The sequence below is a fragment of the Bradyrhizobium sp. SBR1B genome, from assembly GCF_014198205.1.
Taxonomy (GTDB): Bacteria; Pseudomonadota; Alphaproteobacteria; order Rhizobiales; family Xanthobacteraceae; genus Bradyrhizobium.
Genome location: NZ_JACIHC010000003.1, coordinates 421,713 through 448,009 on the forward strand (window position 1 = coordinate 421,713; position 26,297 = coordinate 448,009).

General features: G+C 65.6%; 23 protein-coding genes and 1 other RNA gene. 9 read left to right on the forward strand and 15 right to left on the reverse strand.

Annotated elements, in window-relative coordinates:
• The first annotated feature begins 278 nt into the window (after positions 1–278).
• Complete coding sequence (locus GGD61_RS10350) at positions 279–1,061, forward strand: N-acetylmuramoyl-L-alanine amidase (protein ID WP_092253477.1); 783 nt, start codon at positions 279–281, stop codon at positions 1,059–1,061.
• Positions 1,062–1,066: 5 nt separating this feature from the next.
• Here the strand turns inward: GGD61_RS10350 and GGD61_RS10355 are convergent, their stop codons facing one another.
• Positions 1,067–2,302 carry an RNA polymerase sigma factor gene (locus GGD61_RS10355; RefSeq protein ID WP_092253479.1) on the reverse strand — a complete coding sequence of 412 codons (1,236 nt, stop codon included), beginning with the start codon at positions 2,300–2,302 and terminating at the stop codon, positions 1,067–1,069.
• Positions 2,303–2,324: 22 nt separating this feature from the next.
• Positions 2,325–2,678: a YciI family protein gene (locus tag GGD61_RS10360; RefSeq protein WP_026202052.1), complete on the reverse strand. Its 354-nt coding sequence runs from the start codon at positions 2,676–2,678 to the stop codon at positions 2,325–2,327.
• A gap of 149 nt (positions 2,679–2,827) precedes the next feature.
• Here GGD61_RS10360 and rnpB point away from each other — a divergent pair.
• An RNA gene (gene rnpB, locus GGD61_RS10365) (RNase P RNA component class A) lies at positions 2,828–3,307 on the forward strand.
• A 135-nt stretch (positions 3,308–3,442) separates the two neighbouring features.
• On the opposite strand, the gene GGD61_RS10370 is transcribed toward rnpB, so the two are convergent.
• Positions 3,443–3,907 carry a DUF983 domain-containing protein gene (locus GGD61_RS10370; protein WP_177236963.1) on the reverse strand — a complete coding sequence of 155 codons (465 nt, stop codon included), beginning with the start codon at positions 3,905–3,907 and terminating at the stop codon, positions 3,443–3,445.
• A 49-nt stretch (positions 3,908–3,956) separates the two neighbouring features.
• Here GGD61_RS10370 and GGD61_RS10375 point away from each other — a divergent pair, with 49 nt between their 5' ends.
• A complete protein-coding gene (locus tag GGD61_RS10375; RefSeq protein WP_177236964.1) occupies positions 3,957–5,327 on the forward strand; it encodes a PLP-dependent aminotransferase family protein in 1,371 nt (456 codons plus the stop codon).
• A 1-nt stretch (position 5,328) separates the two neighbouring features.
• On the opposite strand, the gene GGD61_RS10380 is transcribed toward GGD61_RS10375, so the two are convergent.
• Complete coding sequence (locus GGD61_RS10380; protein WP_177236965.1) at positions 5,329–5,592, reverse strand: hypothetical protein; 264 nt, start codon at positions 5,590–5,592, stop codon at positions 5,329–5,331.
• Positions 5,593–5,816: 224 nt separating this feature from the next.
• Between GGD61_RS10380 and GGD61_RS10385 the strand changes: the two genes are divergently transcribed.
• Positions 5,817–6,560: a sulfite exporter TauE/SafE family protein gene (locus tag GGD61_RS10385; RefSeq protein WP_183230729.1), complete on the forward strand. Its 744-nt coding sequence runs from the start codon at positions 5,817–5,819 to the stop codon at positions 6,558–6,560.
• Here GGD61_RS10385 and GGD61_RS10390 read toward each other — a convergent pair.
• The 5 genes from GGD61_RS10390 to GGD61_RS10410 all read right to left on the reverse strand — a co-directional run bounded on the left by GGD61_RS10390 (position 6,557) and on the right by GGD61_RS10410 (position 14,633).
• Complete coding sequence (locus tag GGD61_RS10390; protein WP_092253487.1) at positions 6,557–7,828, reverse strand: O-antigen ligase; 1,272 nt, start codon at positions 7,826–7,828, stop codon at positions 6,557–6,559. The two genes, GGD61_RS10385 and GGD61_RS10390, sit on opposite strands and share 4 nt — an antisense overlap.
• Positions 7,829–7,902: 74 nt before the next feature.
• Positions 7,903–9,309 (reverse strand): MATE family efflux transporter, encoded by a 1,407-nt coding sequence (locus tag GGD61_RS10395; RefSeq protein WP_177236966.1) that lies wholly within the window; start codon positions 9,307–9,309, stop codon positions 7,903–7,905.
• A gap of 78 nt (positions 9,310–9,387) precedes the next feature.
• Positions 9,388–11,187 (reverse strand): ABC transporter ATP-binding protein, encoded by a 1,800-nt coding sequence (locus GGD61_RS10400; RefSeq protein WP_177236967.1) that lies wholly within the window; start codon positions 11,185–11,187, stop codon positions 9,388–9,390.
• A gap of 519 nt (positions 11,188–11,706) precedes the next feature.
• A complete protein-coding gene (locus tag GGD61_RS10405) occupies positions 11,707–13,290 on the reverse strand; it encodes a DHA2 family efflux MFS transporter permease subunit (RefSeq protein ID WP_183230668.1) in 1,584 nt (527 codons plus the stop codon).
• Between the two features lie 29 nt (positions 13,291–13,319).
• Positions 13,320–14,633, reverse strand: a complete 1,314-nt coding sequence (locus GGD61_RS10410) for an HlyD family secretion protein (RefSeq protein ID WP_092253495.1) — start codon at positions 14,631–14,633, stop codon at positions 13,320–13,322.
• 196 nt (positions 14,634–14,829) lie between these two features.
• On the opposite strand from GGD61_RS10410, the gene GGD61_RS10415 reads away from it, so the two are divergent.
• Positions 14,830–15,465: a TetR/AcrR family transcriptional regulator gene (locus tag GGD61_RS10415; protein WP_092253497.1), complete on the forward strand. Its 636-nt coding sequence runs from the start codon at positions 14,830–14,832 to the stop codon at positions 15,463–15,465.
• A 44-nt stretch (positions 15,466–15,509) separates the two neighbouring features.
• Positions 15,510–15,845, forward strand: coding sequence for a DUF6665 family protein (locus GGD61_RS10420; protein ID WP_092253499.1), 336 nt, complete (start codon positions 15,510–15,512; stop codon positions 15,843–15,845).
• 42 nt (positions 15,846–15,887) lie between these two features.
• Here GGD61_RS10420 and GGD61_RS10425 read toward each other — a convergent pair whose 3' ends face one another.
• A complete protein-coding gene (locus GGD61_RS10425; protein ID WP_092253500.1) occupies positions 15,888–17,093 on the reverse strand; it encodes an extensin family protein in 1,206 nt (401 codons plus the stop codon).
• A 471-nt stretch (positions 17,094–17,564) separates the two neighbouring features.
• A complete protein-coding gene (locus tag GGD61_RS10430; protein WP_092253976.1) occupies positions 17,565–18,404 on the reverse strand; it encodes a DUF2147 domain-containing protein in 840 nt (279 codons plus the stop codon).
• Between the two features lie 194 nt (positions 18,405–18,598).
• On the opposite strand from GGD61_RS10430, the gene GGD61_RS10435 reads away from it, so the two are divergent.
• A complete protein-coding gene (locus GGD61_RS10435) occupies positions 18,599–19,378 on the forward strand; it encodes a DUF2147 domain-containing protein (protein WP_092253502.1) in 780 nt (259 codons plus the stop codon).
• 264 nt (positions 19,379–19,642) lie between these two features.
• Positions 19,643–21,085: a FecR domain-containing protein gene (locus GGD61_RS10440; protein WP_177237002.1), complete on the forward strand. Its 1,443-nt coding sequence runs from the start codon at positions 19,643–19,645 to the stop codon at positions 21,083–21,085.
• A 179-nt stretch (positions 21,086–21,264) separates the two neighbouring features.
• Here GGD61_RS10440 and GGD61_RS10445 read toward each other — a convergent pair whose 3' ends face one another.
• Both GGD61_RS10445 and asd read right to left on the reverse strand, forming a co-directional pair.
• Positions 21,265–21,828 (reverse strand): NUDIX hydrolase, encoded by a 564-nt coding sequence (locus GGD61_RS10445; RefSeq protein WP_018318648.1) that lies wholly within the window; start codon positions 21,826–21,828, stop codon positions 21,265–21,267.
• A 69-nt stretch (positions 21,829–21,897) separates the two neighbouring features.
• Positions 21,898–22,761, reverse strand: coding sequence for an archaetidylserine decarboxylase (gene asd / locus GGD61_RS10450; protein WP_092253506.1), 864 nt, complete (start codon positions 22,759–22,761; stop codon positions 21,898–21,900).
• Positions 22,762–22,796: 35 nt separating this feature from the next.
• Here asd and GGD61_RS10455 point away from each other — a divergent pair, with 35 nt between their 5' ends.
• Positions 22,797–24,461: an aminotransferase class III-fold pyridoxal phosphate-dependent enzyme gene (locus tag GGD61_RS10455; RefSeq protein WP_183230669.1), complete on the forward strand. Its 1,665-nt coding sequence runs from the start codon at positions 22,797–22,799 to the stop codon at positions 24,459–24,461.
• Positions 24,462–24,811: 350 nt separating this feature from the next.
• Here GGD61_RS10455 and GGD61_RS10460 read toward each other — a convergent pair whose 3' ends face one another.
• Both GGD61_RS10460 and GGD61_RS10465 read right to left on the reverse strand, forming a co-directional pair.
• A complete protein-coding gene (locus tag GGD61_RS10460) occupies positions 24,812–25,471 on the reverse strand; it encodes a hypothetical protein (protein ID WP_018318645.1) in 660 nt (219 codons plus the stop codon).
• Between the two features lie 125 nt (positions 25,472–25,596).
• Positions 25,597–26,286, reverse strand: coding sequence for a methyltransferase domain-containing protein (locus GGD61_RS10465; RefSeq protein ID WP_095426049.1), 690 nt, complete (start codon positions 26,284–26,286; stop codon positions 25,597–25,599).
• Positions 26,287–26,297: the final 11 nt, after the last annotated feature.

The window sequence follows — 26,297 nt, forward strand, 5'->3', positions numbered from 1 at the left end:
TAACGGCCCTTAGCGTTAAGAAAGCGTTGCTCGGCTGGTGACAAGTCGAAAAGCTGATGCGGCGGTGATGCTTCATCCACACACTTGCGCCAAAATGCATCCGTTAACCGCGCTGCGCGATTGCGCGGGGTGGAGGGTAAAGGAATAGTAAAGAGAAGGGCTTGGCCCACTCTCCGTCCCACCTTGGTTTGCCTATGCCGCCGTCCGGTTCGTCCACACCGTCTGGATCTGATTCGAAGCGTCAACGCGTTCTCCCGGTTCCCAAGGCCGCGGCGAGCATGAGGGCGTTCGAGCCGGATTCCTCGATCGTGTCCGACATCATCCCCTCGCCGAACTATGGCGAGCGCAGCAAGGCACGGCAGCCCGATATGATCGTGCTGCACTATACCGGCATGCCCGATGTCGAGGGCGCGCTGGCGCGGCTGTGCACGGCCGGGACCGACGTCTCGGCGCATTACGTCGTGCTGGAGGACGGCCGCATCGTGCAATGCGTGCCCGAAACCAGGCGCGCCTGGCACGCCGGCGTCTCGTCCTGGGCCGGCGAGGACGACATCAACTCCTGCTCGATCGGCATCGAGATCATCAATCGCGGCCATGACTGGGGCTATCCGGAATATCCGCTGCGCCAGATCGCCGCCGTGATCGCGCTGTGCCGCGGCATCATGCTCCGCCGCAAGGTGCCGGCCCACCGGGTACTCGGCCATTCCGACGTTGCACCCGCGCGCAAGAAGGACCCCGGCGAAAAATTTCCGTGGCACTCGCTGGCCAATTCCGGCGTCGGTCACTGGGTGACGCCGGCCCCGGTCGTGCGCGGCGAGACTCTGATGCTGGGCACCATCAGCGACGAGGTGCTGAGCCTGCAGCAAGCGCTCGCCAGATACGGCTACGGCGTGCCGCTGACCGGCAAATACGACGCCGCGACCATGGAAGTCGTCACCGCCTTCCAGCGCCACTTCCGCCCGGCGCGGCTGGACGGTGTCGCGGATCATTCGACGCTGTCGACATTGCAGGCCCTGCTGGCGAGCCTGCCGGCAGAGGGGACGACCGTCGCGTCGAAGTGACGGCGCTAGTTATTCATCTCCCTCACCCGCCGCGCATAGAGCCGCCGCAACGGCTCGAGCTGTGTCGCCTCCGTCGCTGCCCGATACGCCTCGCATGCTTCATCCTTGCGCCCCATTCGCCGCAACAGATCCGCGCGCACTGCGGGCAACAGCTCATAGCCGCGGAGCCCGCCTCGGCCGCTGATCGCATCGACGAGATCGAGCGCACGTGCCGGCCCATCGACCATCGACACGGCGCCAGCGTGGTTGAGCTCGATCACCGGAGAGGGAGAGATGCGCAGCAGCACCTCGTAGAGCCCGGCGATCTGCCGCCAGTCGGTCTGCTCGAAGCTCGGCGCGCGGGCATGCAGCGCGGCGATCGCGGCCTGCACAGCATAAGGCTGCGGCCGTCCGGGCACGCGCAGCGCATCCTCGACCAGGCCCAGGCCCTCCTCGATCTGCGCGCGATCCCACAGCATGCGGTCCTGCTCCTCGAGCAGCACGATATCGCCGGCCGCGGTCTCGCGTCCGGCGCGGCGCGCATCGTGCAGCAACATCAGGGCCAGCAGACCCTTGATGCCGCCGCGATCCGGCATCAGCCGATCAAGCAAGCGGCCGAGCCGGATGGCTTCGGCCGCAAGATCAGGCCGCATCAGATCCGCGCCAGCGGTCGCGACATAGCCCTCGGTGAAGACCAGATAGATCACAGCGAGCACGCCATCGAGCCGCGGCGCCAGCGCCTCGCGCTCAGGTACCTCGTAGGGGATACCGGCGAGCCTGATCTTCTGCTTGGCGCGGACCAGCCGCTGCGCCATCGCCTCCTCGCCCACGAGAAAGGCGCGCGCGACCTGAGTGGTCGACAGCCCGCAGACGGTGCGCAGCGTCAACGCGACTTGGACCTCTGGCGCGAACGCCGGATGGCAACAGGTGAAGATCAGCCGCAGCATGTCGTCGTCGAGTGTTGTCGCCGGCTCGTCGACCGTTTGCGCGTTGAGCTCGATCTCGTGCAGGAGCGCCTGCTGCTTGCCGCGGAAGACAGCCTGGCGCCTGACACGATCGATCGCCTTGCGCCTGGCGACATTGACCAGCCAGGCGCGCGGATTGTCGGGGACCTCGCACGCCACCCAGCGTTCCAGCGCGACGGCAAAAGCATCCTGAAGCGCGTCCTCGGCGAGATCGAAATCGCCGACGAGGCGGATCAGCGTGGCCAGCGCCCGCCCCGCCTCGTCGCGGAAGATTTTGTCGATCTCGCCTGGGGTCATGCGGTGACGCGCGGCCCGGCCGTCACTTGTCGTAGACCCAGATCGGCCGCACCTCGATCGAACCGACGCGCGCGCTCGGAATCCGCGCCGCGATCTCGATCGCGGCGTCGAGATCCTTGGCCTCGATCAGATAGTAGCCGCCGAGCTGCTCGCGGGTCTCCGCAAACGGTCCATCGGTCGTCAGCATCTTGCCGTCGCGCACCCGCACCGTCGTCGCGGTCGTGGTCGGTCGCAGCCGATCGCCGGCCTTGAAATTGCCGTTCCGGATGATGGATTGCGTGAAGGCTTCATACTCCGCCGACATCTTCTGGCTGGTTCCGGTGTCAATCTTCGCGTACTCGGCCTCGTTCTGGTAGATCATCAGCAGATATTGCATCGCTTCACTCCTGTTGTTCGGCTGTGTCGCCGACATCCAGTCGAACGGGGCACGCAGCAAACGACATCTTCAGGATAAATTATTTCGGGCGGATCGTGGGCCGCGATATCGGCTTGACGAAACCGTCACAAATGCCCATGCGTTGTCAGTCAGTCGGCCGGACGGCCGCTCCGGCAGGTGCCGAAAGGCCGCCGGGGAGGAAAGTCCGGGCTCCCTTGACATACGGTGCCGGATAACGTCCGGCGGGGGCGACCCCAGGGAAAGTGCCACAGAGAACGAACCGCCCGCCTTCGCCCCTATGGGGCTTTGGCGCGGCAAGCCCTCGGGCCTGCCGCGTCGTAGCAGCGAACGCTGCGTAGACGGGTAAGGGTGAAAAGGTGCGGTAAGAGCGCACCGCGGGTCCGGCAACGGAGCCGGCATGGCAAACCCCACCGGGAGCAAAACCGAATAGGGACGGCGTAGCGGGCTGTTCGCGCAAGCGATAACGCCGCGGGGCGATGTCAGGCCCGCCGTCCGGGTAGGTTGCTCGAGGCCATGTGCAAACATGGTCCCAGAGGAATGGCCGTCACGTATCGTTCGCGCAAGCGGACGATGCCTTACAGAACCCGGCTTACAGGCCGGCTGATATTCTAAAGCGTTTTCGAGCGAAGTGGGTTTCCGGTTCGCGCGAAGAAAACGCGTCTTGCTAAGAAGCAACGAGGGGTTCGATGCTGACCGCATCGAACCCCTCACCATTTTCAGGAACGCCTTAACGTCGCCGCGCCTCAGGCCGCGCGCGTGTCCGCTTTTACCAGCACCGGCGCGAGCTCATCGGCTTCACGCCGCTGCTTGCTCACCTCAAAACCGTGCATGCCGATCTGCCATTGCAGCCCGACGATGGCACCCTTGGTCGGCTGCAGCAACGCGAGCGAGGCGAACAGCGTCACCGGCAACCACACCACGAGTTGCAGCCAGACCGCCGGCGCATAGGCGGTCTCGACTGCGAGGATCGCGGGGACCACGAGATGGCCGACCACGACGATCACGAGATAGGCGGGGAAGTCATCGGCGCGCTGGTGGAACAGCTCCTCGCCGCAATGATCACAGCTATGGGCGACCTTCAGGAAGCGGCCGACCAAATGTCCTTCGCCGCAGTTCGGGCATTTGCCACGACAACCGCGCCACATCGCCTTCGCCAGAGAGACTGAACCTGCCGCCATGACCCCACCTCTTCCTTTTCGACGATCCATACAATAATATCTTGCATCCATACATTCAAAGGATATGGGCCTAAATTGCATGGATTGGACCCCGACAATCTCGGAGCTATCAGGGCCGCGCTACCAGCGCATCGTCGAGGCCATGGAAGCCGACATCGCCGCCGGCCGGCTCGTGCGTGGCCAGCAGCTGCCGACGCAGCGCGCGCTTGCAAAGGCGCTCGACGTCGACCTCACCACGGTGACGCGCGCCTACACCGAGGCGCGGCGTCGCGGAATCATGGAGGCGCGGGTCGGACAGGGCTCGTTCGTGTCGGAGACCAGCGCGCGGCGCGCGGTCGACCTGCCGCATCCCGTCGCGATCGATCTTTCGATGAACGTGCCGCCGCATCCGCTGGAGGCGCAGCTCGACGAGCGCATCATCGCCGGGATGGAAGCGATCCGCGCGCAATCGGGCCTGACGGCGTATCTCAACTATCAGCCGCCTGGCGGCAGCGCGCATGAGCGCGAGGTCGCCGCGCACTGGATGCGCGCAAGGGTGCCGCACGCGCATGCCGACAGGCTCGTAGTCTTTCCGGGCACGCAGACGATCCTGTTCAACTTGCTCGCCCATCTGGCGCGGCCCGGCGACATCGTGTTGACGGAGGCGCTGACATTCCCCGGCATCAAGGCCGCAGCAGCGCGGCTCGGCATCAAGCTCGTCGGCGTCGCCATGGATGACGGCGGCATCCTTCCCGATGCGCTGGCAAAGGCCTGCCGCGCGCACAAGCCGAAGGCCGTCTATCTCATCCCGACGCTGCACAATCCGACCACGGCGACGCTTGTCCCCGAGCGGCGCGGCGCGATCGCAAAGATCATCGGCGATACCGGCACGATCCTGATCGAGGACGACGCCTACGGCCTGCTCGACCGCTCGGCATCGCCGATCGCCAATCTCATTCCGGAGCGGACTTATCTTGCGACCACGCTGTCAAAATGCATCGCGCCGGCGCTCCGCGTTGCCTATCTGGTGACGCCCGACGGCGAGGCGCAGCGGGACATGCGGACATATTTGCAGGCGACCGTGCAGATGCCGGCGCCGCTGATGGTCGCGCTGGTGACGCATTGGATCGAAAGTGGCATTGCCGATCGCATCATCACGGCCATCCGCAGCGAGGCGGTCGGCCGTCAACAGCTCGCGCAGCGCACACTGAAAGGCTTCCAGTTCCTGGCCAAGCCGGCGGCGCATCATCTGTGGCTGCGGCTGCCTGAGGACCGGCCCGATGTCGCGGCGCATCTGTTGCGGAACGGACTGGCGGTCGTCGCCGGCGATGCCTTCACGATCGATGGGACACCGCCGCATGCGGCGCGCGTCTCGCTGGGCGCGGCACGGAACAGGTCTGAATTGACGGAAGCGCTGCGCATCCTGGTCGGCGCGCTGCAGAAGCCCGCCGACACCAGACAGATCGTCTAGATCATCGACGATGACGGCGATGGGCCGAGCGCACGACCGGTGCCCCAGGCGACGGATAGGCCTGCAAAGCATATGCATCGCTGGGCGCGCCCCGCTGACCGAGAGCCGCACGCGCCGCAGGCGTGAGCTGGCCGCCATTCAGCACGTCGCGGTCGGGATGGGCGGCCTGATAGGCCGCAGGCTCTGAAAGCTGCGCCTGGGCCATTGTCGGCATCAAGGCGGCCGCCAACAGCGCGGCTGCAGCGGCGATTTCAGCGCGGGTCATGGTCATTCTCCATCGTCGCCTTCGGGGGCCGTCCGATCCGAGCGCAGATAGCGGCGGCGGGACCCGATTTGAAGTACGACCGTCATGTAGGCGTGTCTTTCGCGAACGCCCGACGCCGCAGATCACGCTTGCGTGCAGGGCGGATTGACTTGCACAGCAGCAAGCATGCTATGCGGACGACGGCGATCAACAGTTCGGGATCGCCCGGCGACGAGGACATTCTGTTGGAAACGCTCACCTACGCGCTGCTGTTGCTCGGCGCATTGGCCGGCGGCTTCGTCTCGGGCCTGGCCGGGTTCGGCACGGCACTGATGGCGCTCGGCATCTGGCTCTACGTGCTGCCGCCCTCGCTCGCGGTGCCCCTGGTGCTGATCTGCTCGGTGATCGCGCAAACCTCGACGCTGCCCTCGATGTGGAAGAGCTTCGATCTCTCGCTGGTCTGGCCGTTCCTGATCGGCGGTCTGATCGGCGTACCGCTCGGCACCATGCTGATCGCCTCCGCCGATCCAAAAGTGTTCAAGCTGAGCGTCGGCATTTTGATTCTGGTCTTCTCGAGCGCGCTCTATCTGAACAAAAGGCCGCTCGCGATCAAATTCGGCGGCCGACTCGCCGACGGCGCGATCGGCTTTGCCGGCGGTATTCTTGGCGGCCTCGCCGGGTTGTCCGGACCACCGCCGATCCTCTGGGCCAACATCCGCGGCTGGAACAAGCATGAGCGGCGCGGCATCTTCCAGCTCTTCAATTTCACGGTGCTCGCGACAGCACTGGTGCTGCAGACCGCATCGGGCCTCGTCGAGCTCAAGGTGGTCTGGCTGGCAATGGTCGCGTTTCCCGGCACTTTGATCGGCGCCTGGGCCGGCGCGCGCGTCTATCACGCCCTCAACGACAAGCATTTTGGCGACGTCGTGCTCGGCCTGCTGTTCCTGTCGGGCCTGACCCTCGTCTGGAACAGTCTCGGCGCACTCTAATTCTGCGTCTTTTTGGCGAGCGCCATGCCGCCGGCGACACCGACGCCGAGGACGTAGATCCAGCCCGGCGTGAAGTCGAACAAATGCGTGTTGAGCAGCGAGGTCAGCATGTTCTGCACCACGACCAGCAGGCCTATCCAGGAGGCCAGCCCCGCGGCGCGAAACAGCGAGAGATGCGCAAACCAGAGCGCGTAGAGGATCAGGACACCGACGACGCCCCACTGCACGGCTACGCTGAGGGTCTGATTGTGCGGGTTGCTGACGATCTCGCCGCGCAGCGGGTCGATCTTCGCATCGGCGGCCACGCTTGCGAACAGGCCGCGGATCGAGCCTGTGCCGTGACCGACCAGCGGTGCATCGGCGATGAAGCGAAGGGACTTCCGCCAGTATTCCAGACGTGAACCCATGCCGCTGACCTGACGATCCTGCACGCTCGTCTCATAATCGGCCTGAAACTTCGCAACCGTCATGCGCAGATGCGGCGACACGCCAAAGAGCAGCACGGCCAGCAGCCCCATCGCGCCCGCGGCAAGCAGCGCCGCACGCAGGCGCAGATACAGCAGCGCGAACAGCACCACCAGGATCGGCAGCGTCACCAGCGCCGTGCGCGAGACTACGACGAAGAACATGTTGGCGAGAAATCCGATCGTGAGCACCGCGAACAGCGCCGCGGTGGCGGCGCGGCGTTGTCGCAGCAGCGACACGATCGGATAGACCAGCGCGAGCGCACAGAGCGCGAATTCCTGGCTCTGGTCGATATAGTTGCGCACTGCGATCCCGCTTTCGACCCTGAAAGGCCCACGCGACAGATAGAGCTTCAGCGAGAGTGCGGGGTCGAAGGCGACGGCGAAGGAATAGAGCATCAAGGCCGCGCAGGACGCCAGGAAGGCGGAAAACACCCAATGGCCGTAGGGCCAGCGCTCGAACTGGTAGATCAGGAGCGGAATGACCAGCAGCTTCGCCGCCGGCCCGATCGCGTGGATACGCTCCGGCCATGGCGCATCCGACCAGAGCGTTCCGACGGCGGCGAGCGCGACCAGCGCGATCGGCAGCAGGCAGATCGGGCGAAGCAGCGAACGTGGAAACGCGCGAAGATCGACGAATGCGAACGCGATCAGCCAGGGTATGAGCGCGAAGATCAGCCCGGTCGTGGTCCACGGCAGCAGCAGCGCGATCAGCGCAACGAAGCGGGCTGGCGTGCGATAGCGCGCCGCCCAGATCGCGGAGAGCCATGACGCCGCCCGCGGCTCGTTCGTCACTCCGGTCATTGGCCCTTCTGCAGCCCACCATCCTCAACCGCCCGGCAAGTTAGCCGGAGCGGCCGGGATGGAACAAGCCACCGTTACGCAGGCTCGCGGGCGAGAGGAACAATGGGTTCGGTGCTCTCCTGCTCTAGGGCCTTCTCCTTCGGCGCCGGAGTCAGGCGCTTCCTGAACTCGCGGCGCAGCAACCACAGGCTCAAGCCCGCCTGCAACATTGTCGCCGCGACCGACAAATACCAGACGTACTCCATGCGAAAGCCCGGCCGCGTCGACAGCCAGATCGCCGGCAGCGAGTAGGTGAAGACGCGCGTCGCCGAGCTCAAGAGCACCGGCCTGGTGTTGCCAAGGGCCTGGAACATGCTCGAGCAGGTGAAGATCAGCCCCTGTGCGACCATGTTGAGGGAGATGATCCGCAGGAACAGGTAAGCGATGTCCATGGTCTCGCGGTCGTTCGAGAATCCGGCGAGCAGCAGCTCCGGCTTCACTTGCGCAAGGATCATGAAGCCGGTCATCACGATCGTGACGATCAAGGCGGCCTTGACGAAAGTTTCCCGCACGCGCGCAGCGTTGGCTGCGCCGACATTCTGGCCGGCGATCGGCCCGGCCGCCAGCCCGACCGCAAGCGCCGGCATGTTGATCAGGCCGAGCACGCGCTGCCCGATGCCGAAGCCGGCCTGCGCCGCCGCGCCGAAATCGCGCAGCACGTAATAGACCACCGCCATGAAGATGAACATCATCGCGAACTCGCCGCCGGCCGGCAGGCCAACATTGAGAATGCGCTTCAAATGGTGCGGCTGCGGGCGCCATTGCGCCGGATTGAAAGCGACATAGCGCTCGACCTTGCGGAAATACGCCAGCAGCACCAGCACGCCGATGCCGACCGCGATCGAGCTCGCCAGCCCCGCACCGGCGACCCCGAGCGGATGGCCGGTGCCCCAGCCCGTGATCAGGACCGGCGCCAGCGCGATATTGATGGCCACGGCAAACGCCTGCACCAGCATGGTGGGACGCACGATACCGGTCGCGCGCAACGCAGCCCCCATGACTTGGGTCGCGAACTGCAGCGCGAGCGCCGGCATGAACCACAGCAGATAAGTGGTCCCGGCCTCGATCGTGGCCTGGTCCGCTGCGATCGAACGCATGTAGGCGCGCGACAGCGCGGCACCTGCGAGCAGGGTCGACAGTCCGAACAGCACCGACAGCACGATCGCCTGGTTGAAGATCAGGTTCGCATCCCGCCGGTCCTTGCGTCCCACGGCATGCGCGATCAGTGCCCCCGCGCCGACACCGAGCACCTGCATCAGCCCGTTGACGAGAAAGCCAGCATTGCCGGCCGCGGCCACGCCCGCCACGGCGGCATCGCCCAGGCCCGACACGAAGTACAGATCGACCAGTTGGCAGATCATGATCGAGATCATGCCGGCCATGATCGGAGGTGCCATGGCCAGGATGTGTCTCACGATGGAGCCGTTCGTCAGGTCTTTCATCTCATTCCATCCTTGACGCATTCCTTGACGAATTCCTTGGCGGCGTGACAGCGGGACGTTCGCCCCGCTGCCGCCCCCTCACTCCGCCGCTGCGACGCGCCCGAGCTCCACCACCTGGCGCTCGAACAGGCCGCGATAGATGCCTGCAGGCTTGCTCGCGAGCACGGCGTGGGTGCCCTGCTCGACGACCTCGCCGCGGTCGAACACCAGGATGCGATCGAGGCTCCTCACCGTCGACAGCCGGTGCGCGATCACGATCGAGGTGCGGCCCTTCATCAGCCGCTCCATCGCCTCCTGGATCAGCGCCTCCGATTCCGAATCGAGGCTCGAGGTCGCCTCGTCCAGGATCAGCACCGGCGCGTCCGCCAGGAACGCGCGCGCCAACGCCACGCGCTGCCGCTCGCCGCCCGACAGTTTCACGCCGCGCTCGCCGACCAGCGTGCCGTAGCCCTTGGGCAGGCGCAGGATGAAGTCGTGCGCGTTCGCAAGCCGCGCCGCCTGCTCGATCGCCTCGAGGCTGGCGCCGGGCCGGCCATAGGCGATGTTCTCGGCGAGCGAGCGGTGAAACAGGATCGGATCCTGCTGCACGATCGCGATCTGGCTGCGCAGCGATTGCTGCGTCGCCATAGCGATGTCCTGCCCGTCGATCAGCACATGGCCGCCGGTGACGTCGTAGAGCCGCTGCACCAGCTTGACGAAGGTCGTCTTGCCGGAGCCGGAGCGTCCGACGAGGCCGACACGTTCACCGGCCCGGATCGTCACCGACAGCCCGTCATAGAGCGGCGCGCGATGGCCGCCATAATGGAACGTCACGTCGTCGAACACGATCTCGCCGCCCTCGATCGCGATCGGCCGCGCATCGGTTGCATCGGCGATGCCGATGGGCTCGGCATGGATCGCCACCAGCTCGTCCATGTCGTTGACCGAGCGCTGGAGGTTGTTGATGTGCATGCCGACGTCACGCAAATAGGCGTGGATGATGTAGTAGCTGGTCAGCACATAGGTCACGTCGCCAGGTGAGGCGCGTCCAGACATCCACAACAGCACCGCGCCGCCGATCACGGACGTGCGGAGGCAGAGCAGCAGCGACAGCTGCGCCATGGACGTGTAGTTGTAGCGCAGCCAGGTCCGCCGCACCCGCACGCGCCATCGGTTGATGACGCGGGCGAGCCGCGTATCCTCGCGCGCTTCCGCGCCGAACGACTTCACCACCGCGTTGCAGGTCAGGGCATCCGCAAGCGTGCCGCCGACCTTGGTGTCCCAGGCATTGGAGACTCGGGCGGCCGGCGCGATGTAGCGCGTCGAGAACACGACGGTGATGGTGACGTAGAAGAACGCACCGACCGCGATCACCACGCCGAGCGAGGCCCAGTGCATCCCGATCAGGACCATCGAGCCGATCAACACCAGCAGCGAGGGCGCCAACGCCATCAGGATGGTGTCGTTGAGCAGGTCGAGCGCCCACATGCCGCGCGTGATCTTGCGCACGGTGGAGCCCGCGAAGGAGTTTGCGTGCCAGTCGGTGGAGAAACGCTGCACACGGATGAAGGCCTCCTGTGCGACGTCCGACATGGTCTTGAGCGTGAACGGCACGATCGCCTGCAGGCCGGCCAGCCGCAGCGCCACGGAGGTAGCGCCCAGCGCCACGATGGCGCCGAAGGCAACCAGGGCGGCATGCCGCGCATCGGGATCGGATGGGCCACGCGTCAGCGCATCGACCAGCCGGCCCGAGAAGACCGGCATGAACAGGTCGGCAATGGTCGCACCCAGCAGGCCGCCGGCCACGATGAGCCCCCGTCCCGGCTGCTTCAGCCAGTGCCGGAATACGAAGGGCAGCACCAGGCGGATCGCCGCGGGCTTTTTTGACAGAGCGGTCATGACATCATCCGGCCGCCTTTGGCGCGGGCCGGCTCCATCGATGGACGCAGGCCGGCCGCGAGGGCCGAGACGGCGTCACTTAAGGTTGGCTTTGACTTGGGAAAGAAAGCGATCGGGACGCTTGGTCGAAAACTTGGCCCAATCGAAACTGGCGGAGGAGGCCTCTAACAGGCCGCGTACATACCGAACCAGAACATCATCGAGCGCGGGCGTACGATCTGCGAATGCGACGAAATCATGCAAATCTCTCCCCGGTTCGAGTGAATGAGGTGCGCTTTATAGATGTGTCGTTCGCGACTTGCAACGGGGCTCGCGTGAGATCACGGATGAGTGTTGCAATTTGGTGCGCGCGGCCTTGGTGCGCTCCACAGCCGCCCCGCCCTCCGCCGTGATGCTCCGCGAAAGCGGGGCATCCAGTCCGCCGCGGCGGATGTGGTGAGAGCGAGTTCACCAACGCCGGCCTCTGGAATACTGGATCGGCCGGTCAAGCCGGACGACGACACCGCGTGTGTGGCAGGCTCAATGCGCGTCGCCGCCGCCGGTCATTGGGGCCGGCTTGCTCAGCAGCGTCACCAGCAGGGCGAGGCCGAGATAGAACAGCGTCAGCACAAAGAAGGCATCGCCGAAGCTCATCACGACGGCCTGGCGGTGCACGAGCTGGGAGAGCTGCTTCATCGCCATCAGCGTGGAATCGCCGAGCCCCTGGAACTTCTGCATGAACATGGTCAGGGTTTCAGTCGCCGTCGCATTGCCCCAGGTCACGCGCTCCTGCAGGCGGGTGATGTGCAAATCGGTGCGGTCGTTGAGCACGGTGTTGATGACCGCTAGTCCGACCGCGCCGCCGAGATTGCGCATCAGGTTGAACAGGCCCGAGGCGTTCTTCACCCTATCAGGCGCCAGCGTGCCGAGCGCGATGTTGTTGGTGGGCACCATCGCGAACATCATGCCGACGCCGCGCAGGATCTGCGGCACCAGCAGCTCGTAGAAATCGTAGTCGCGCGTGATCCAGGTCATCTGGTAGGAGCCGATCGCGAACACGACGAGGCCGAATGCGATCATGTAGCGCATGTCGAGCTTCACCATGAGGCGGCCGACCAGCGGCGCGACCAGGAACATCGTGATCCCGGAGACGAACATGGTCTCGCCGATCATCAGCGCGCTGTAGCCGCGCACTTCGGCGAGATAGCGCGGATAGATGTAGGTCAGGCCGTAGAGGCCGATGCCGATGCAGAACTGCAGCACGCAGCCGATCGCGAAATTGCGGTTGGAGAAGGTGCGCAGGTTGACGATCGGCTCGGCCGCCGTGAAGACGCGCCAGAAGAAGGCGATCGCCGAGATCGCGCAGATCCAGGCGCAGATTGCGACCGAGGTATCCTGCATCCATTCATATTGCGGCCCCTCCTCCAGCACATATTCCAGCGTGCCGAGGAAGCCGGCCATGAACAAGAGACCCCACCAGTCGAAGCGGTCGAGCAGCTCGAAATGCGGCTCGTCGAAATCGACCAGCGCCAGCACGCCCAGGGTGATGCCGATGCCGGGTACGACGTTGATGAAGAACAGCCAGTTCCACGACATCAGGTCGGTGATGTAACCGCCGACCGTCGGCCCGATGGTTGGGGCCAGCGTCGCGACCAGCCCGATGATGGGACCGACGATGTGAAATTTCGTGCGCGGAAACACGGTGTAGGCCGAGGCGAACACCGTCGGGATCATTCCGGCGCCGAGGAAACCCTGCAGCGCGCGCCAGAGGATCATCTCCTCGATGGTGGTGGCGAAGCCGCAGAGCAGGCTCGAGGCGGTGAAGCCGGCCGCCGAGATTGCGAACAACAACCGCGTGCCGAAGGCGCGCGACAGGAATCCGGACAGCGGGATCGCAATGACCTCGGCGATCAGATAGGCGGTCTGAACCCAGGAGACCTCGCTGGAGCTCGCTGACAATCCGGCCTGGATTTCGCTCAGGGAGGCCGAGACGATCTGGATGTCCAGGATCGACATGAACATCCCGAACACCATAATGATGAACGCGAACAGCCGCTTCGGCGCGATGCGCTCCGAAGCGGGATCGGCCATCATGGCGGGCGAAGCGGTGGTGGCGTTGGCCATGGTCTGACCTCGCAGCGCTCAGGCTGTGGCTACTGCGGGTGGATCGCGGTGGGATCGTCGAGGTCGACCTCGCTGTCGGCGTCGGCCGCGCCCTTGTTGGTGTCGACGGTTGCATAGACCGACATGCCGGCACGAAGCAGGTTCTGCTTCGCCACCGACTTCGGCACGCGGATGCGGACCGGCACGCGCTGCACGATCTTGGTGAAATTGCCGGTGGCGTTGTCGGGCGGCAGCAGAGTGAACACCGAGCCCGCACCCGCCGCAATGCTGTCGACGACACCGGAGAACTTGCGCATGCCGTAGGCATCGACCTTGATCGTCACCGACTGGCCGGGACGGATGCGCTTGAGCTGCGTTTCCTTGAAATTGGCGTCGATATAGACGGCGTCCAGCGGCACGATGTTGCCGAGGCGCTGACCGACCGCGACGAAGTCGCCGGTGTTGACGAGGCGATTGGAGAACGTGCCGTCGACCGGCGCGCGGACCGCGGTGAAGGCGAGGTCGCGCTCGGCCTTGGCGAGCGTGGTCTTGAGCTCGGCGAGCTGGGCCTGCGCTTCGGCCTGCTGCGCCTTGGCGACATCGACATTGCTGATTGCAACGTCGTAGGCGGCCTGCGCGGCCTTGACCGCAGCGGCGCCCTGGTCGCGTCCGGCTTCCGAGCTCTCGAAGGTGGCGCGCGAGGCAAACCCCTTGTTGCTCAGGGCCTGCTGGCGCTCATAGTCGAGATCGGCGCGCTTGAGGCCGGCCTCGGCCGAGACGAGCTGTGCCTTGGCTTGCGCCACCTGGCTGTCGAGCGCGGCGACTTGGCGGCCGATGCGATCGATGGTGGCTTGCTGAGTCGCGATCCTGGTCGCGGCGGCATCGACCGCGATCTTGTAGTCACCCTCGTCGATGCGGAAGACAATGTCGCCCGCTTTCACGGTCGTGTTGTCGCCGGCAAGGATCGAGGCGATGTGGCCGGAGACGCGCGCGCCCAGCATGGTGTTGTTGGCGCGGACATAGGCGTCATCGGTGGAAATGTAGAAGCGGCCAACCAGCGTGTAGTAGCCGGCATAGCTCGCGGCCGCGAGCGCCAGCAGGAGGCCGACGCCCATCAGGACGAACTTGCGCTTGCCGGATTTGGGAGCGCCGGCAGCGGGTGCCTCCGGCGCAGATGCGGCCGGCTTGTCGGTCGCGGGCTTCTCCGGCGCCTCGGCAGTGCGGCGCTTGGCTTCCTCGGCCACGTGAGCGCGCAATTGCTCGGCAAGGGGGGCAGCGTTCTCGATCGCGGCATCACCGTCCGCGTGCTCCTCCACCGTTTCCTGGCGAAGGACGCGCGCGGCCTGGTCTCTCGATACGGCCATAAAGGCCTCCCCAAAAAAGCGCGATCAAAGGGACAGCCGGCGTGCGGCCTGTTCCCTCTCGCTAATCCAAATATCATTGACCGAACGGTTCGGTCAATATACATAATAATTCCGGCCGGACCCTACTGACGAGAATCCTTTATTCGGGTTTCATGGCCGCCGACCCGACTCAAAAACCTGCCGAGACCCTGAACCAATGGTTGTAGCCGGCCGCGATCATCTGCACGTCATCCAGGAGGAGGACGGCTCCAAACGTCGCCAGATCCTGGATGGCGCCCGCAAAGTGTTCATGGATCTCGGCTTCGACGGCGCCAGCATGGGCGAGATCGCGCGCGCCGCGCAGGTCTCCAAGGGCACGCTCTACGTCTACTTCGCCGACAAAAGCGCGCTGTTCGAAGCCATCCTCGAGCAGGAGGCCCTCCAGTTCGGCCAGGTCGTGTTCAATTTCGATCCCGCGCGCGATGCCGAGACCACACTGAGGGAGTTCGGCCGGGCCTACATCCACTTGCTCTGCCGGCCCGGCGGCGGATCGGCGATCCGCACCGTGATGGCGATCGCCGAGCGCATGCCCGATGTCGGCCGCCGCTATTATGCGCGAGTGCTGGATAAGACCATCAACCGCCTCTCCGATTATCTCAAGATCCATGTCGCCTCCGGCGATCTCAGGATCGACGATTGCGACCTCGCAGCGTCGCAGTTCATGGAGCTGTGCAAGGCCTCGCTGTTCCTGCCCTTCGTGTTCCAGGCTGCGCCCGCGCCGTCGGAAGAGCGCATGACCGAGGTGGTCGACAGCGCGACGCGGATGTTCCTGGCCGCGTATAAGGCGAAGTAGCGGCGCGTTGCGCGGACCGGTCAGGCGGCCCTATATTTGCGGCCATGTCCCGTGATCTTCGCCCTCCCGTCGATATCCTCCATTACGAGATCGTCCAGGAACAGGCCTCGGCGCTTGGACGGATGGGCCGCACACTCGAACAGGCGCTAACGCGCTTGCGCGAGTTCGACGCCGCGCACGCGCGCTCGGAGCTGCCGGCATCGATGCAGCCGGCGCGGCGCAAGCTCGTGCTGGAAGCCGGCCAGGCGCTCTGGATGTTCGTGGTGCAGCGTGAAGCGACAGGCTTGCGCGACAGCCGCCACATCATGCGAACCTACAACGTGCCGGGCGAGGTGCAGCTCTGCATGGGGCTGGTCCCCGCACCGGCGAAGCCGAAGTAGATCGTAGCCTCGTGAGCGCAGCTACAAGAGCAACTGCTCCGTCTAATCGTCGGCGTAGTCGTCTTCCTCGCGCTTGTGCCCCGTGCTCTTGCGCGCACCGAGCGAGCCGGTCACGGAAGGCTCGCGCGCATTCGCGTACGGCCTGCGCGACTGCGCACGCGAGGCGACCTCTTCACCGGAGACGGCGGCGGGCTGACAGATCAGGCGGCGGCTGGCACGGCGCATCAGATCGACGTGGATGTGATCGTAGTGATAGACGTTCGACCCCGGCGCGAGCACCGTGGTGAAATGCGCGCAGGCACCCGACTGCACGTCGCGCAAAAATCCCTGCTCCTCCGGCATGCCGCGCCAGCCATCCTTCACGGTAACGCGGCGGCCGTCGGCGAGCACGAAGGCGGAAATGTCGAGCGCGTTGCCGAAGGCGTGTTCGGAGATGTGAGAATGCGGATTGCCGTTCATGCCGCGGCAGGAATAGGCGGAGATCTGCTTGATCTCGGCGACGCGGACGCCGAACCAGCGCATCGCGGAGGGCTGCACGGTGTCGGCGAGCCAGCGGTCGAGCTCGGACACGATCGGACAGGCGAGCGTCGCGGTCGGCTTGATCGCGACCGGACCGACGGCCGTGACGGGATTGCCCTGTGCCGGGCCAAGGCGCGGCGGCGGCTGCTGCGCAGGCGCCTGGGAGTAAGGTGCAGGCCGCGCCGGATAGCTCGGCGAATTCATGTAGCGTGCCGCTCCCGCGGCGTCGGTGCCATCGGGCGGCAGGTCGATCTCGTCCTCCTGCGCGGCGACGCCGGGCGCGTTTAGCGACACCGGCCCGCTTGAGCTGCCATAGCCGGAGGGTTGGCGCACCGCGCTTTCGGGATAGTTCGATCGTTGCGGATAGGACGATGCCGGATAATTCTGGCTCTGCGGCGTAGTCGAGCGCGGCTGCGTCACCGGCCAGCGCGGCTGGCCGCCGATGCTGCCCGGCGGGCGCAGCTCCTCGTCGGCAAAGCCGTAACTGCTCGAGGCTTCGCCGATGGCAGCGACCTTGAGCGGAAACTCGGCGCCGCACATGCCGGGCCCGGAGATCGGGTCGATGCGGACGAGATCCGGCCCCTCTTTCACCGCGCCCGATTTCAGGCATGCGGCTTCGGCCTCGGCCCGCCACGGTTCGCGTTCGGCCTGGAAGAAGCCGCGTCCGCAACCCGCTAGCGAAACAAGGACGATGGAGCCGACGAGATACAAACGAACTCCGCGCGTCATGCACGCACGTTCGGTGAATTTACTTAAAGACTCTTCAACACGTTGATTTCAGAGTTCTTTAACCATACGGGCTTGCCGCGCGCCCGGAGCCGGCAGGACCGAGCGACAGCAAGCCTGACTTTTTCGCGAGGAGACTCTCTGTTAACCATAATGCCCCCGCGCAAAGCGGCGCGCATGGAGGGAGCGACCTCATGACGTTCGCCGGGAGACTGAGCATAGTCACCGCGTACCTCGCCATGGCGTTCGTCGGCGCCATCGTGCTCGGCATGATCTAGCATCGATCAACCACATCGCGGCCGCTTACCCTCCCCTGGAGGGGGAGGGTCGGCTCACATGAAGCGCAGCGGAATGTGAGACGGGGTGGGGTGACAGTCTCTCCTCGTCGAACAGTGCCCGAGTGGAGAGATCACCCCACCCCGCTCGCGCTTTGCGCGATCGACCCTCCCCCTCCAGGGGAGGGTAAGAGAAACGCTACGACCGCGCACTCCATTGCCGCGATGTCGTGATCAGTTGCTCTCGTGGCGCCTCGATCCGCGTCCAGTCATTGCCGGAGCACCAGAAACGGCCGAGCGCACAGGCTTCGACGTGGAGCCTGCCGGAGCTCTTCAGCGTCATGGTCGCGTAATAGGTGTTGCCGCTGGAGCGGCTGTAGATGTTGCCGGTCCAGACGTCGTGCGACTTCGGCTTCATGTTGACGAGCACGCTCTCGCCGCGGCTCGACGCCTCCGTCAGCGCGTAACCGCACAATGCAGGACCACAGCGCTCGATGCGGACCGTGCCCTTGGCGCCGGGGCTCTCCCATTCGCCGAGCGGCATATGGGCCGGCTCGTCGTCGCTGGGCTGTGCGACCGTTGCGGTCTGCTTGATCTCGGGACTCGGGAAGGGCGGCGGCTCCATGCGCGGCGGCAGGTCGACCCGCGGTGGATTGAGGTTCGACGCCGCGAGTGTCGGCGTCTCGACCCCGGTCGGCGGCACGACAACGGGCTGCGACGTCGTGGCGGCGACAACAGGGCCGGTCGGCGCTGGCGATGCCGCGACGACGCTCGCTTGCGCCGGTTTGACCGGCGCCGGGGGATAGGCCGGCTGCAGCGCCGCGACCGCAGGCGGCGCGGCTGACGTCGTGTTGACGTCCTCTGTCGGTCGAAGGCTGCGGCTGGACACCGAAACACAAGAAGCAGACCGGCAATTGCGCGGCGACTCAACGCGGAAGCGGTGACCGCCGATCGAGAAAGAATAGGAGCCAGCCACGGCCGCGGGCGTGATCGCCATCAGTGCGATCAAGGTGCCAAGCGAAGTCGCAAGCCGTTTCATCCACACCTCCTTGAGTGTCGCCACGAGCTTACGCAGAGGCGTTGCCACTGAATGTGCGGTGTCTCACCCAGACGGCGCGCATCGTTGTGACCCCCATCACAGAACGCTCGGCCGGTCCGGCGTAGGGTTGAACCACGCTTCATCCACCAGCGACTTCGGTCCATATCGGGATCACGCCATTTTCGGAGGTTGTCATGAACAAGCTCACCATCGCCGCCGCCGCGCTCTTTCTGGCGTCGACCGCCGCCGCTCAAGCCGGCGGCAACACGATCTCGTTCCAGATCGAGGGCCAGCACATCCGCATCGAGACGCCGCGCAACTGCGCCTCGCTCAACTGCGTGACCATCGTTGCGCCGGGCCTGTCGGACAAGCCGATCAAGCTGAACAACATCAACCTGAAGGGCCTCGGCGGCTCCAAGGACGATGACGTCGACACCACGCCGGCTCCCGCCACCACCGCGCAGCCCGCCCCGGCGCCGCAGCCCGTGCAACAGGCGCCCGTGCAAGCGATCGCGCCAGCCGCCCCCGTTGTTGCTCCCGCGGCCCCTGCGGCGACCGTCGCCGCCGCGCCGTCCATCGATGCGACGACGCAGCCCGCGCCCGTTGCGGCTCCTGCTCCGGTCGCCGCTGCGCCGGCCCCTGCTTATGTGCCTGCTCCGGCTCCGGCGGCCGCCGCGCCCGTGCAAGCCGCCAACACGCCGATCGGCGTTTGGGCGACCGAAGAGAACAAGGGCAATGTCCGCGTCGAGCAGTGCGGCGCCAATCTCTGCGGCTATGCCGTGAAGACCAATGCGCGCATCCTGATCAACATGAAGCCAGAGGGCTCGAAGTGGAGCGGCCGCATCCACGATCCCGACTCCGGCCGCAATTACGACTCGACCATCGCGATGAAGGGCCCGAATGCGATGCGCGTGCAGGGCTGCGCCTTCGGTGGCATGTTCTGCGGCGGCCAGACCTGGAAGCGCGTGAGCTGACATTAACCTCGTCATCCCGGGCGATGCGAAGCATCGACCCGGGATCTCGCGCGGCGAACTCGCACCACAGCTTCGAGATTCCGGGGTCGCGACTTCGTCGCGCCCCGGAATGACGAGTAGGAAGGCGGCGCCACATCCCTCGCCGAACGTGACTTCTGAACGTTCACCCTCGCTGCGACAGACGTTCATCCGCCATTCAGGTCCTCCCGGCTGATATCAACCGATCTCGCCTCGCGTTCTCACCGGGACTTTCTCGTGCCATCAATGCTGGCTTGGCGCCGCTTCGTGTTCGCGCTCGCCCTGCTGGCCCTGCCGCTGGCCGGCGCGAGCGTTGCGATCGCATCCGATGCGATCGAAGTCGCGCAGGCCCAGCCACAAGCGCAGCCGGCGCCAGCGCCCTCCCCGGCGCCGTCAGCTTCACCGACACCGGCCGCGGACGCACAACCCGCCGCCGTCGAACCGATCGGCAACGTCGCGACGGTGACGGGCATCGCGACCGTGATCCGTGACAAGAATTCCTATCCGCTGCGCGTGCGCGACGACATCTATCTCAACGACGTCGTGCAGACCTCGTCGAACTCCACGGTTGGCATCACTTTCGACGACGCCACCACGTTCAATCTTTCAGCCAGCTCGAAGATCACCATCGACAATTACGTCTATGAGGACGGCGGCAAGCAGAACTCCGCGATCTTCGACGTCGGCAGGGGCACGGTCGCCTTCGTTGCGGCTGCGGTGGCGAAGACCGGCAACATGAAGATCACGACGCCGACCGCGACGCTCGGCATCCGCGGCACCACCGGCGTCGTCGACGTGCCCGAGGGCGCGGCAGCGAGCAACGCGCGCAACGTCAACATCAAGCTCTATCCCGACGCCGACGGCCGCGTCGGCCACATCGACGTCGACGACCGCAGCAGCGGCACGCGGCTCGGCGCACTGACGCAAGGCGCGAGCGGCTTTGCGATCCGGCCCGGCGCGGGCATTGCCGGCGCGATGCGCTTTGCCGCGGTGCCGATCACGATTCCCGCGCAGCAGATCGCGCGCGACCGCGGCTTCGTCGGCCAGGTGCACCTGGCGCAAACCACGGGCCGCCAGATCGTTACCGAGCAACGCGACTTCCGCCGCGCCAATCCGACCGCGCTCAGCCGCATTCCGCGGCCGGCCCAGCCACCGCAGCAACAACAATTGCGGCCGATGACCGCGCCGGGACAGCAGCCGCAGCGGCCGAACGGCCAGCCCGGCCAGAATAACCGTCCCGGTCAGCAGCAGCCGGGCACGCCAGGTCGGCAAGGTGCCCAGCCGCCGCAACGGCAAGGACAGGGCGGCGCGGTGCAACCGGGCACGCCGCGCGTGGGCCAGGGGCAGCAGCCGCGAGGCCAGCAGCAAGGCCAGCCGCAGCGCGGCGAGCAGCAAGGCGCCGGACGTCCACGTGCACCGCGCGAAGGACAGGGCGCAAAGCCAAACGGCACGCCGCAAACACAGCCGCAGCGTGGTGGGCAAATTCAGCCCGGAGGAGTCATGCCGTCACAGCCGGGCGGGACTCATCCGCAGCCGCAACTGCCGCGCACCGGCATGCAGCCGGGCCAGCCGCCCGCAGCTCAACAGCCGGGCATGCAGCGCCCCGGCGGCTTCCAGCAGCGCCTCCCTGCCGCGCAACGCCCCGCCGCACCGCGCAGACCGGTGCCGAAGGAGAAGGAGCGGCGGTGATAGTGCCGCCCTCGCCGCGCCGCTTTCTCCTTCGTCATTGCGAGAAGCCCTTGCGACGAAGCAATCCAGGATCTTTCCGCGGAAGGATCCTGGATTGCTTCGCTGCGCTCGCAATCACGATGTGGAGGGAGTTGACGCTCGCCCAACCGCATTAACTCGCGAAAGCAGCGCGCTTGAACTCACGCCTCGCCGCGCAGCCAGGCCTTCACCTTCTGCAGCAGACCATGCCGCAGCTCCTCGACAGATGCGGCTTCGGCGGGTGTCAATGTCTGCAAGGCGGCATCTATGTCGTCGCTCGACGGTACCGGCTCGGCCACCGGTGCGGACGCCAACCCCGCGGCCGCAAGCGCGATCGGGCCGATCTGGGTCAGGAAGGCGCGCTCATATTCCCGCGACAGGCGCGCAAGCGCGTCGTCCAGCGGCAGCCAGTCGACCGCCTTGATGTCGTTCATCAGCTTGCGAACCGGACCGCCGTCGGCTTCCATCCGCCAGAAATGCACGACTTTTGAGCGGCCGCCGGACTGGTAGACGAGCGTGCCCAAAAATTCGTGGATCGCGACGTCGTGACCGGTCTCCTCGAGCACCTCGCGGTGCGCCGCTTCCTTCGGCGTTTCGCCGTCGTCGAGCTTGCCCTTGGGCAGGACCCATTCATTGCGCTTGCGCTGACGCACGACTGCAACCAGCGGCACCGCTCCCCGCCGCAGCACAATACCACCCGCCGCCATCACCGGCGCTCGCGCCATCACTCACATCCGTGTCGATCTATGCATCCCCGAAGGACGATATAGGCGGCGGACGCGGCGGATTGAAGGCTATCCTCTCCTCAACAGCGCCTCTCCTGCACGAATGCGCGTGCCCTCGGCGATGCCCTCGCAAAAGGTAAAATCGCCGGGCGCGAGGATGATGATGGTCGAGCCGTGCTCGAACCAGCCGAGCTCCTCGCCCTTGGCCACGTTGACGTCGCAGGGGAAATTGACCGGCCCGCGGGTCTGCGCGTTCAGCACCATGTCGAGGAAGTGCAGGCGGATGCTCGCGACCAGGATCGCGGCGACCGGCACCAGCGTCACCGCCTCGCCGGTCGAAAGATGCGTCCGGATCACAGCGCGCTCGTTCTTGCAGAAGAGACGCTCGACCCGCTTCAAGGCGATCGGATTGACGTTCCAGACATCGCCATGGATCAGCGTGACACGCTCGATATGCGCGTCAAACGGCGCATGGAAGCGATGATACATGCTCGAGGTCAGCCGCAGCGTGACGAAGGAGCCGTTGCGGTGCTGGTCGACCAGCGCGGAATCGCCGAGCAGGTCGAGCAGCGAATAGGGCGCGCCCTTGACCTGAAACAGCTCGGTGTCGGCGATCTTCCCGTGGGCGCCGACGATGCCGTCAGAGGGGCTGGCGACAGTGGAAGGATCCGGATCAAAGGGTCGCAGGCCCGGCTTCAGCTCCCGGGTGAAGCAATCGTGCAGACTCCTAAAATGCGTCTTGCGTGCCTCGGACAGATCGAGGTCGGAGAACAGCTTCCACAGCGCGATCGAGAAGTCTCGCACGAGCGGATTCTCGATCTTGGAGAACCAGCCCATGAAGCGGGTCAGGGCCGCGCGCGGAATGCGGTTGGTCAACAGGAAGTTGAGGTCTTCCTGCTGGGTGAAAGAGGCTATGAGGGCTTTGACTGTCATGAATCTGTCAGCTCACAGGGTTAGCGCTTGTTGTCATGGAAACGACACTGCCGATTCTCTCGATGTCCGTGGCCGCCGCAGCGTCCGCTGCCGCCGTCTTCCCGAAGATCAAGGCGCGGGTCGAGTTGTCCCGCGCCAAGCACCGCTCTCTCGCCGGGCACTCCAAGATGTCGCGCCGGGTGGCGAAGCTGCTCCCGTTCTACGAGTTCAGCGGGGATCAGTATTTCGGCTGCGATGGCGCGCCTGATAACGTCGTGACGCAGCGCAAGGACGCCTTCTTCCGTCTCGCCAAACTCTACGCCGAGCGCTATCCCAAGGGACGCGCGATGACGAAGGAAGCGGCGGAGACAATCTCCGACCTGCACTTCACCGAGAGCTACCGCGTGCCATTCCAGTTCTCGCGCCTCGTCCGCGAGCACCTGGGCACCTCGACCTTCATGGAATCGTCCAGCGGCGTCACCGTCACGGATGTCGACGGCAACACGTCCTACGACCTCACGGGATCCTACGGCGTCAATATCTTCGGCAACGACTTCTACAAGGAGTGCATCGAGGGCGCCGAGAAGCGCGCGCATGCGCTCGGTCCCGTGCTCGGCCCCTATCATCCCGTCATCCTCGATAACGTGCAGCGTCTGTGCCAGATCTCCGGCCTCGACGAAGTCTCGTTCCACATGTCCGGCACCGAAGCCGTGATGCAGGCGGTGCGGCTTGCGCGCTACCACACCAAGCGCACGCATCTGGTTCGTTTCGCCGGCGCCTATCACGGCTGGTGGGGCGACGTGCAGCCCGGCGTCGGCAACCCGATTCCCGCGCACGAGACCTACACCCTCGCCGAAATGTCCGAGAAGACGCTGCACGTCCTGCGCACCCGCAAGGACATCGCGTGCGTGCTGGTCAATCCGCTGCAGGGCCTGCATCCCAACGCCAACGCGCCCGGCGATTCCTCGCTGGTGGATTCCTCTCGCGGCGGCAATTTCGATCGCGCGGCCTACACCGAGTGGCTTGCGAGGCTGCGAGAAGTCTGCACCGAGCGCGGCATCGTGCTGATCTTCGACGAGGTCTTCGTCGGCTTCCGCCTCGCCGCTGGCGGCGCCCAGGAATATTTCGGCGTGCGCGCCGACATGGTGACCTACGGCAAGAGCCTCGCCGGCGGCCTGCCGGTCGGCATGGTCTGCGGCAAGCGCGAGCTGATGCGCCGCTTCCGCGACGACCGGCCCGCCGACATCTGCTTTGCCCGCGGCACCTTCAACTCGCATCCCTACGTCATGACGGCCATGGACGAGTTCCTGAGCCGGCTCGCCAGCCCGAACTTCCGCGCCATCTATGACGGGCTGGACGCGACCTGGAATAGCCGCGTGCAGAAGCTCAACCAGATGATGACCGACGCCGGCCTGCCGGTGCGGTTCGCCAACTTCTCGTCGATCTGGACGGTGAAATACACCACGCCGTCCCGCTACAACTGGATGCTGCAATATTATCTGCGCGCCGAAGGCCTGTCCTTGAGCTGGGTCGGCACCGGCCGGCTGATCTTCAGCCTGAACTACACCGACGCCGACTTCACCGAGGTTGCCGAACGCTTCGTCCGCGCCGCCGGGAAGATGAAGGCGGACGGCTTCTGGTGGCACGACGGCGTGCTCACCAACAAGCAGATCAAGCGGCAGATCCTGAAGGAGATGCTGGCCAAGCGCTTCGGGCGCTGAGGCCACACTGCGCGGGCTTGCTCCGCCTCTCCCGCTTGCGGGAGAGGCCGACGCGCCCCGGGCGATGCGAAAGCATCGTCCCGCGCGCGGCGGGTGAGGGTTCTCGCCGCGTAGGGGCACCCTCAGCAATCCCCGACAATCCCGACGCCGAGACACCCCCACTCCAGCCCTCCCCCGCAAGCGGGAGAGGGAGCCCGCTGCCTTTGCCGCTGCACTGTGTGCACCATATGCGATTGTCCGACCGCAAGCGGGGAGAGGCGAAGAAGAAGCCCCCAAGACGTGGATGCCCGGGACAATCCCGGGCATGACGCAACCATTAGACATCGGAGTGTGTCGTGTACGCAGCGCGCTCAGGCGTGCTGCTCTTCGAGCGTGGGCTCGCCGATGAGGCCCAGCGTGTGCTCGGGGTTGAGGTGCAGGCCGGGGTCCATCAGCTCGCCGCGCATCAGGGCGAGCGGCGCGCTGCGATAGAGCATCAGATCGTGGAAGGGATCGGTCAGGATTTTGGTCATCCAGACGAGGCCGGTTTCGACGTCACGGATGAAGAACAGGTGCACGGTGCGGAACAACAGACCGCCGCCGCCAACCACGAGCCAGATCTTGGCGACCTGCCGCATGAAGTCGGTCGCGCTCGCCCAGGGGGTGAACAGGCCGAACAGAGTCGGATCGGCGAACAGCACCAGCGGAGAAGCCGCCCAGATCGCCATCAGCACCACCTTGCGCTGCAGGTTGTAGCCGACCTTGATCTCTTCCTTGTGCTCGTGGGTGGCCTGGTTGATGTGGTCGTAGCCGTGCGGCTCGAAGAAGAAGTGACCGGCCTGGCGCGAGGTCATCGAGACCAGCCAGCCGACCAGCGCGGAGACGACGGGATCGATGAACAGCCAGACATAGGCGAAGAGAAAGCTCAGCGCGCTGACGAAGTGCAGGCTCTGGTTGATGCGGCTGTGGTGATAGTAGCGATGGTCGTCCCAGCGCTGGATCCGCAGCTGCTCGAGATAATTCTTGATCATGCTCTCCCCCAAAATGCTTTCGGGTACGGGATTACAGGGATTCGATGTAGGCCGTGTGACATCATCATTTTGTCATGTGACGATGTGCAGCGGCGCGATGACGCACTTAACGCGTGAGCTTCAGCTCACGCCGCTTTGGCGACGTCGACCTTGCGGAAGCGCACCAGCGAGAAATGGCCGAGCGGCGGAATCAGGCGGCGCTCGGCGAGCTCGATGCCGTGGGCGCCGGCCAGCCATTTGGCATAGCGCGACCAGGCGAACTCGGCGGTGCGGAAGCCGAGCGGACGCACCACCGGCTGCAGCTTCTGCTCGATGAAGCGGCGCATGCCGGCGTCGGCGCTGACGCGGGTGAGGATGATCAGCTCGCCGCCGGGACGCAGCACGCGGGCGAATTCGTCGAGCGCCTTCTCCGGGTTCGGCACGGCGGTGACGACATATTGCGCCATCACGACGTCGAAGGAATTGTCGGGGAATTCGAGCTTCTCCGCATCCATCACCGCGAGCCCCTCGACGTTCTTCAGCTTGCCCTCAGTGACGCGCTGGCGCGCCTTGTCCAGCATCGCTTCCGAGATGTCGGTGCCGAAGATGCGCAGATTCGGTGCATAGAGCGGCAGCGAGATGCCGGTGCCGACGCCGACCTCGAGCACGCGGCCGCCGATCTTGTTGGTGGCCGCGATCGCAGCCTGCCGGCCCTTGGCGAACACACCGCCGAACACGAGATCGTAGACAGGCGCCCAGCGGTCATAGGCCTGCTCGACCGTGCCACGCGTGAGGTCGAGCTGCTGGGTGCCGTCAAGGTTCATGATCTTAGCCATCGATGAGGTTC

Excerpts from the sequence above, each read along its gene's own strand:
- GGD61_RS10460 (WP_018318645.1), bottom strand. The coding sequence starts at position 25,471 with ATGATCAAGAATTATCTCGAGCAGCTGCGGATCCAGCGCTGGGACGAC.
- GGD61_RS10445 (WP_018318648.1), bottom strand. The coding sequence starts at position 21,828 with ATGGCGCGAGCGCCGGTGATGGCGGCGGGTGGTATTGTGCTGCGGCGG.
- GGD61_RS10390 (WP_092253487.1), bottom strand. The coding sequence starts at position 7,828 with ATGACCGGAGTGACGAACGAGCCGCGGGCGGCGTCATGGCTCTCCGCG.
- GGD61_RS10380 (WP_177236965.1), bottom strand. The coding sequence starts at position 5,592 with ATGACCCGCGCTGAAATCGCCGCTGCAGCCGCGCTGTTGGCGGCCGCC.
- GGD61_RS10465 (WP_095426049.1), bottom strand. The coding sequence starts at position 26,286 with ATGGCTAAGATCATGAACCTTGACGGCACCCAGCAGCTCGACCTCACG.
- GGD61_RS10430 (WP_092253976.1), bottom strand. The coding sequence starts at position 18,404 with ATGAAACGGCTTGCGACTTCGCTTGGCACCTTGATCGCACTGATGGCG.
- GGD61_RS10370 (WP_177236963.1), bottom strand. The coding sequence starts at position 3,907 with ATGGATCGTCGAAAAGGAAGAGGTGGGGTCATGGCGGCAGGTTCAGTC.
- GGD61_RS10355 (WP_092253479.1), bottom strand. The coding sequence starts at position 2,302 with ATGACCCCAGGCGAGATCGACAAAATCTTCCGCGACGAGGCGGGGCGG.
- GGD61_RS10350 (WP_092253477.1), top strand. The coding sequence starts at position 279 with ATGAGGGCGTTCGAGCCGGATTCCTCGATCGTGTCCGACATCATCCCC.
- GGD61_RS10415 (WP_092253497.1), top strand. The coding sequence starts at position 14,830 with ATGGTTGTAGCCGGCCGCGATCATCTGCACGTCATCCAGGAGGAGGAC.
- GGD61_RS10425 (WP_092253500.1), bottom strand. The coding sequence starts at position 17,093 with ATGACGCGCGGAGTTCGTTTGTATCTCGTCGGCTCCATCGTCCTTGTT.
- GGD61_RS10395 (WP_177236966.1), bottom strand. The coding sequence starts at position 9,309 with ATGAAAGACCTGACGAACGGCTCCATCGTGAGACACATCCTGGCCATG.
- GGD61_RS10440 (WP_177237002.1), top strand. The coding sequence starts at position 19,643 with ATGCTGGCTTGGCGCCGCTTCGTGTTCGCGCTCGCCCTGCTGGCCCTG.
- GGD61_RS10410 (WP_092253495.1), bottom strand. The coding sequence starts at position 14,633 with ATGGCCGTATCGAGAGACCAGGCCGCGCGCGTCCTTCGCCAGGAAACG.
- GGD61_RS10375 (WP_177236964.1), top strand. The coding sequence starts at position 3,957 with ATGGATTGGACCCCGACAATCTCGGAGCTATCAGGGCCGCGCTACCAG.
- GGD61_RS10435 (WP_092253502.1), top strand. The coding sequence starts at position 18,599 with ATGAACAAGCTCACCATCGCCGCCGCCGCGCTCTTTCTGGCGTCGACC.
- GGD61_RS10455 (WP_183230669.1), top strand. The coding sequence starts at position 22,797 with ATGGAAACGACACTGCCGATTCTCTCGATGTCCGTGGCCGCCGCAGCG.
- GGD61_RS10360 (WP_026202052.1), bottom strand. The coding sequence starts at position 2,678 with ATGCAATATCTGCTGATGATCTACCAGAACGAGGCCGAGTACGCGAAG.
- GGD61_RS10420 (WP_092253499.1), top strand. The coding sequence starts at position 15,510 with ATGTCCCGTGATCTTCGCCCTCCCGTCGATATCCTCCATTACGAGATC.
- asd (WP_092253506.1), bottom strand. The coding sequence starts at position 22,761 with ATGACAGTCAAAGCCCTCATAGCCTCTTTCACCCAGCAGGAAGACCTC.
- GGD61_RS10405 (WP_183230668.1), bottom strand. The coding sequence starts at position 13,290 with ATGGCCAACGCCACCACCGCTTCGCCCGCCATGATGGCCGATCCCGCT.
- GGD61_RS10400 (WP_177236967.1), bottom strand. The coding sequence starts at position 11,187 with ATGACCGCTCTGTCAAAAAAGCCCGCGGCGATCCGCCTGGTGCTGCCC.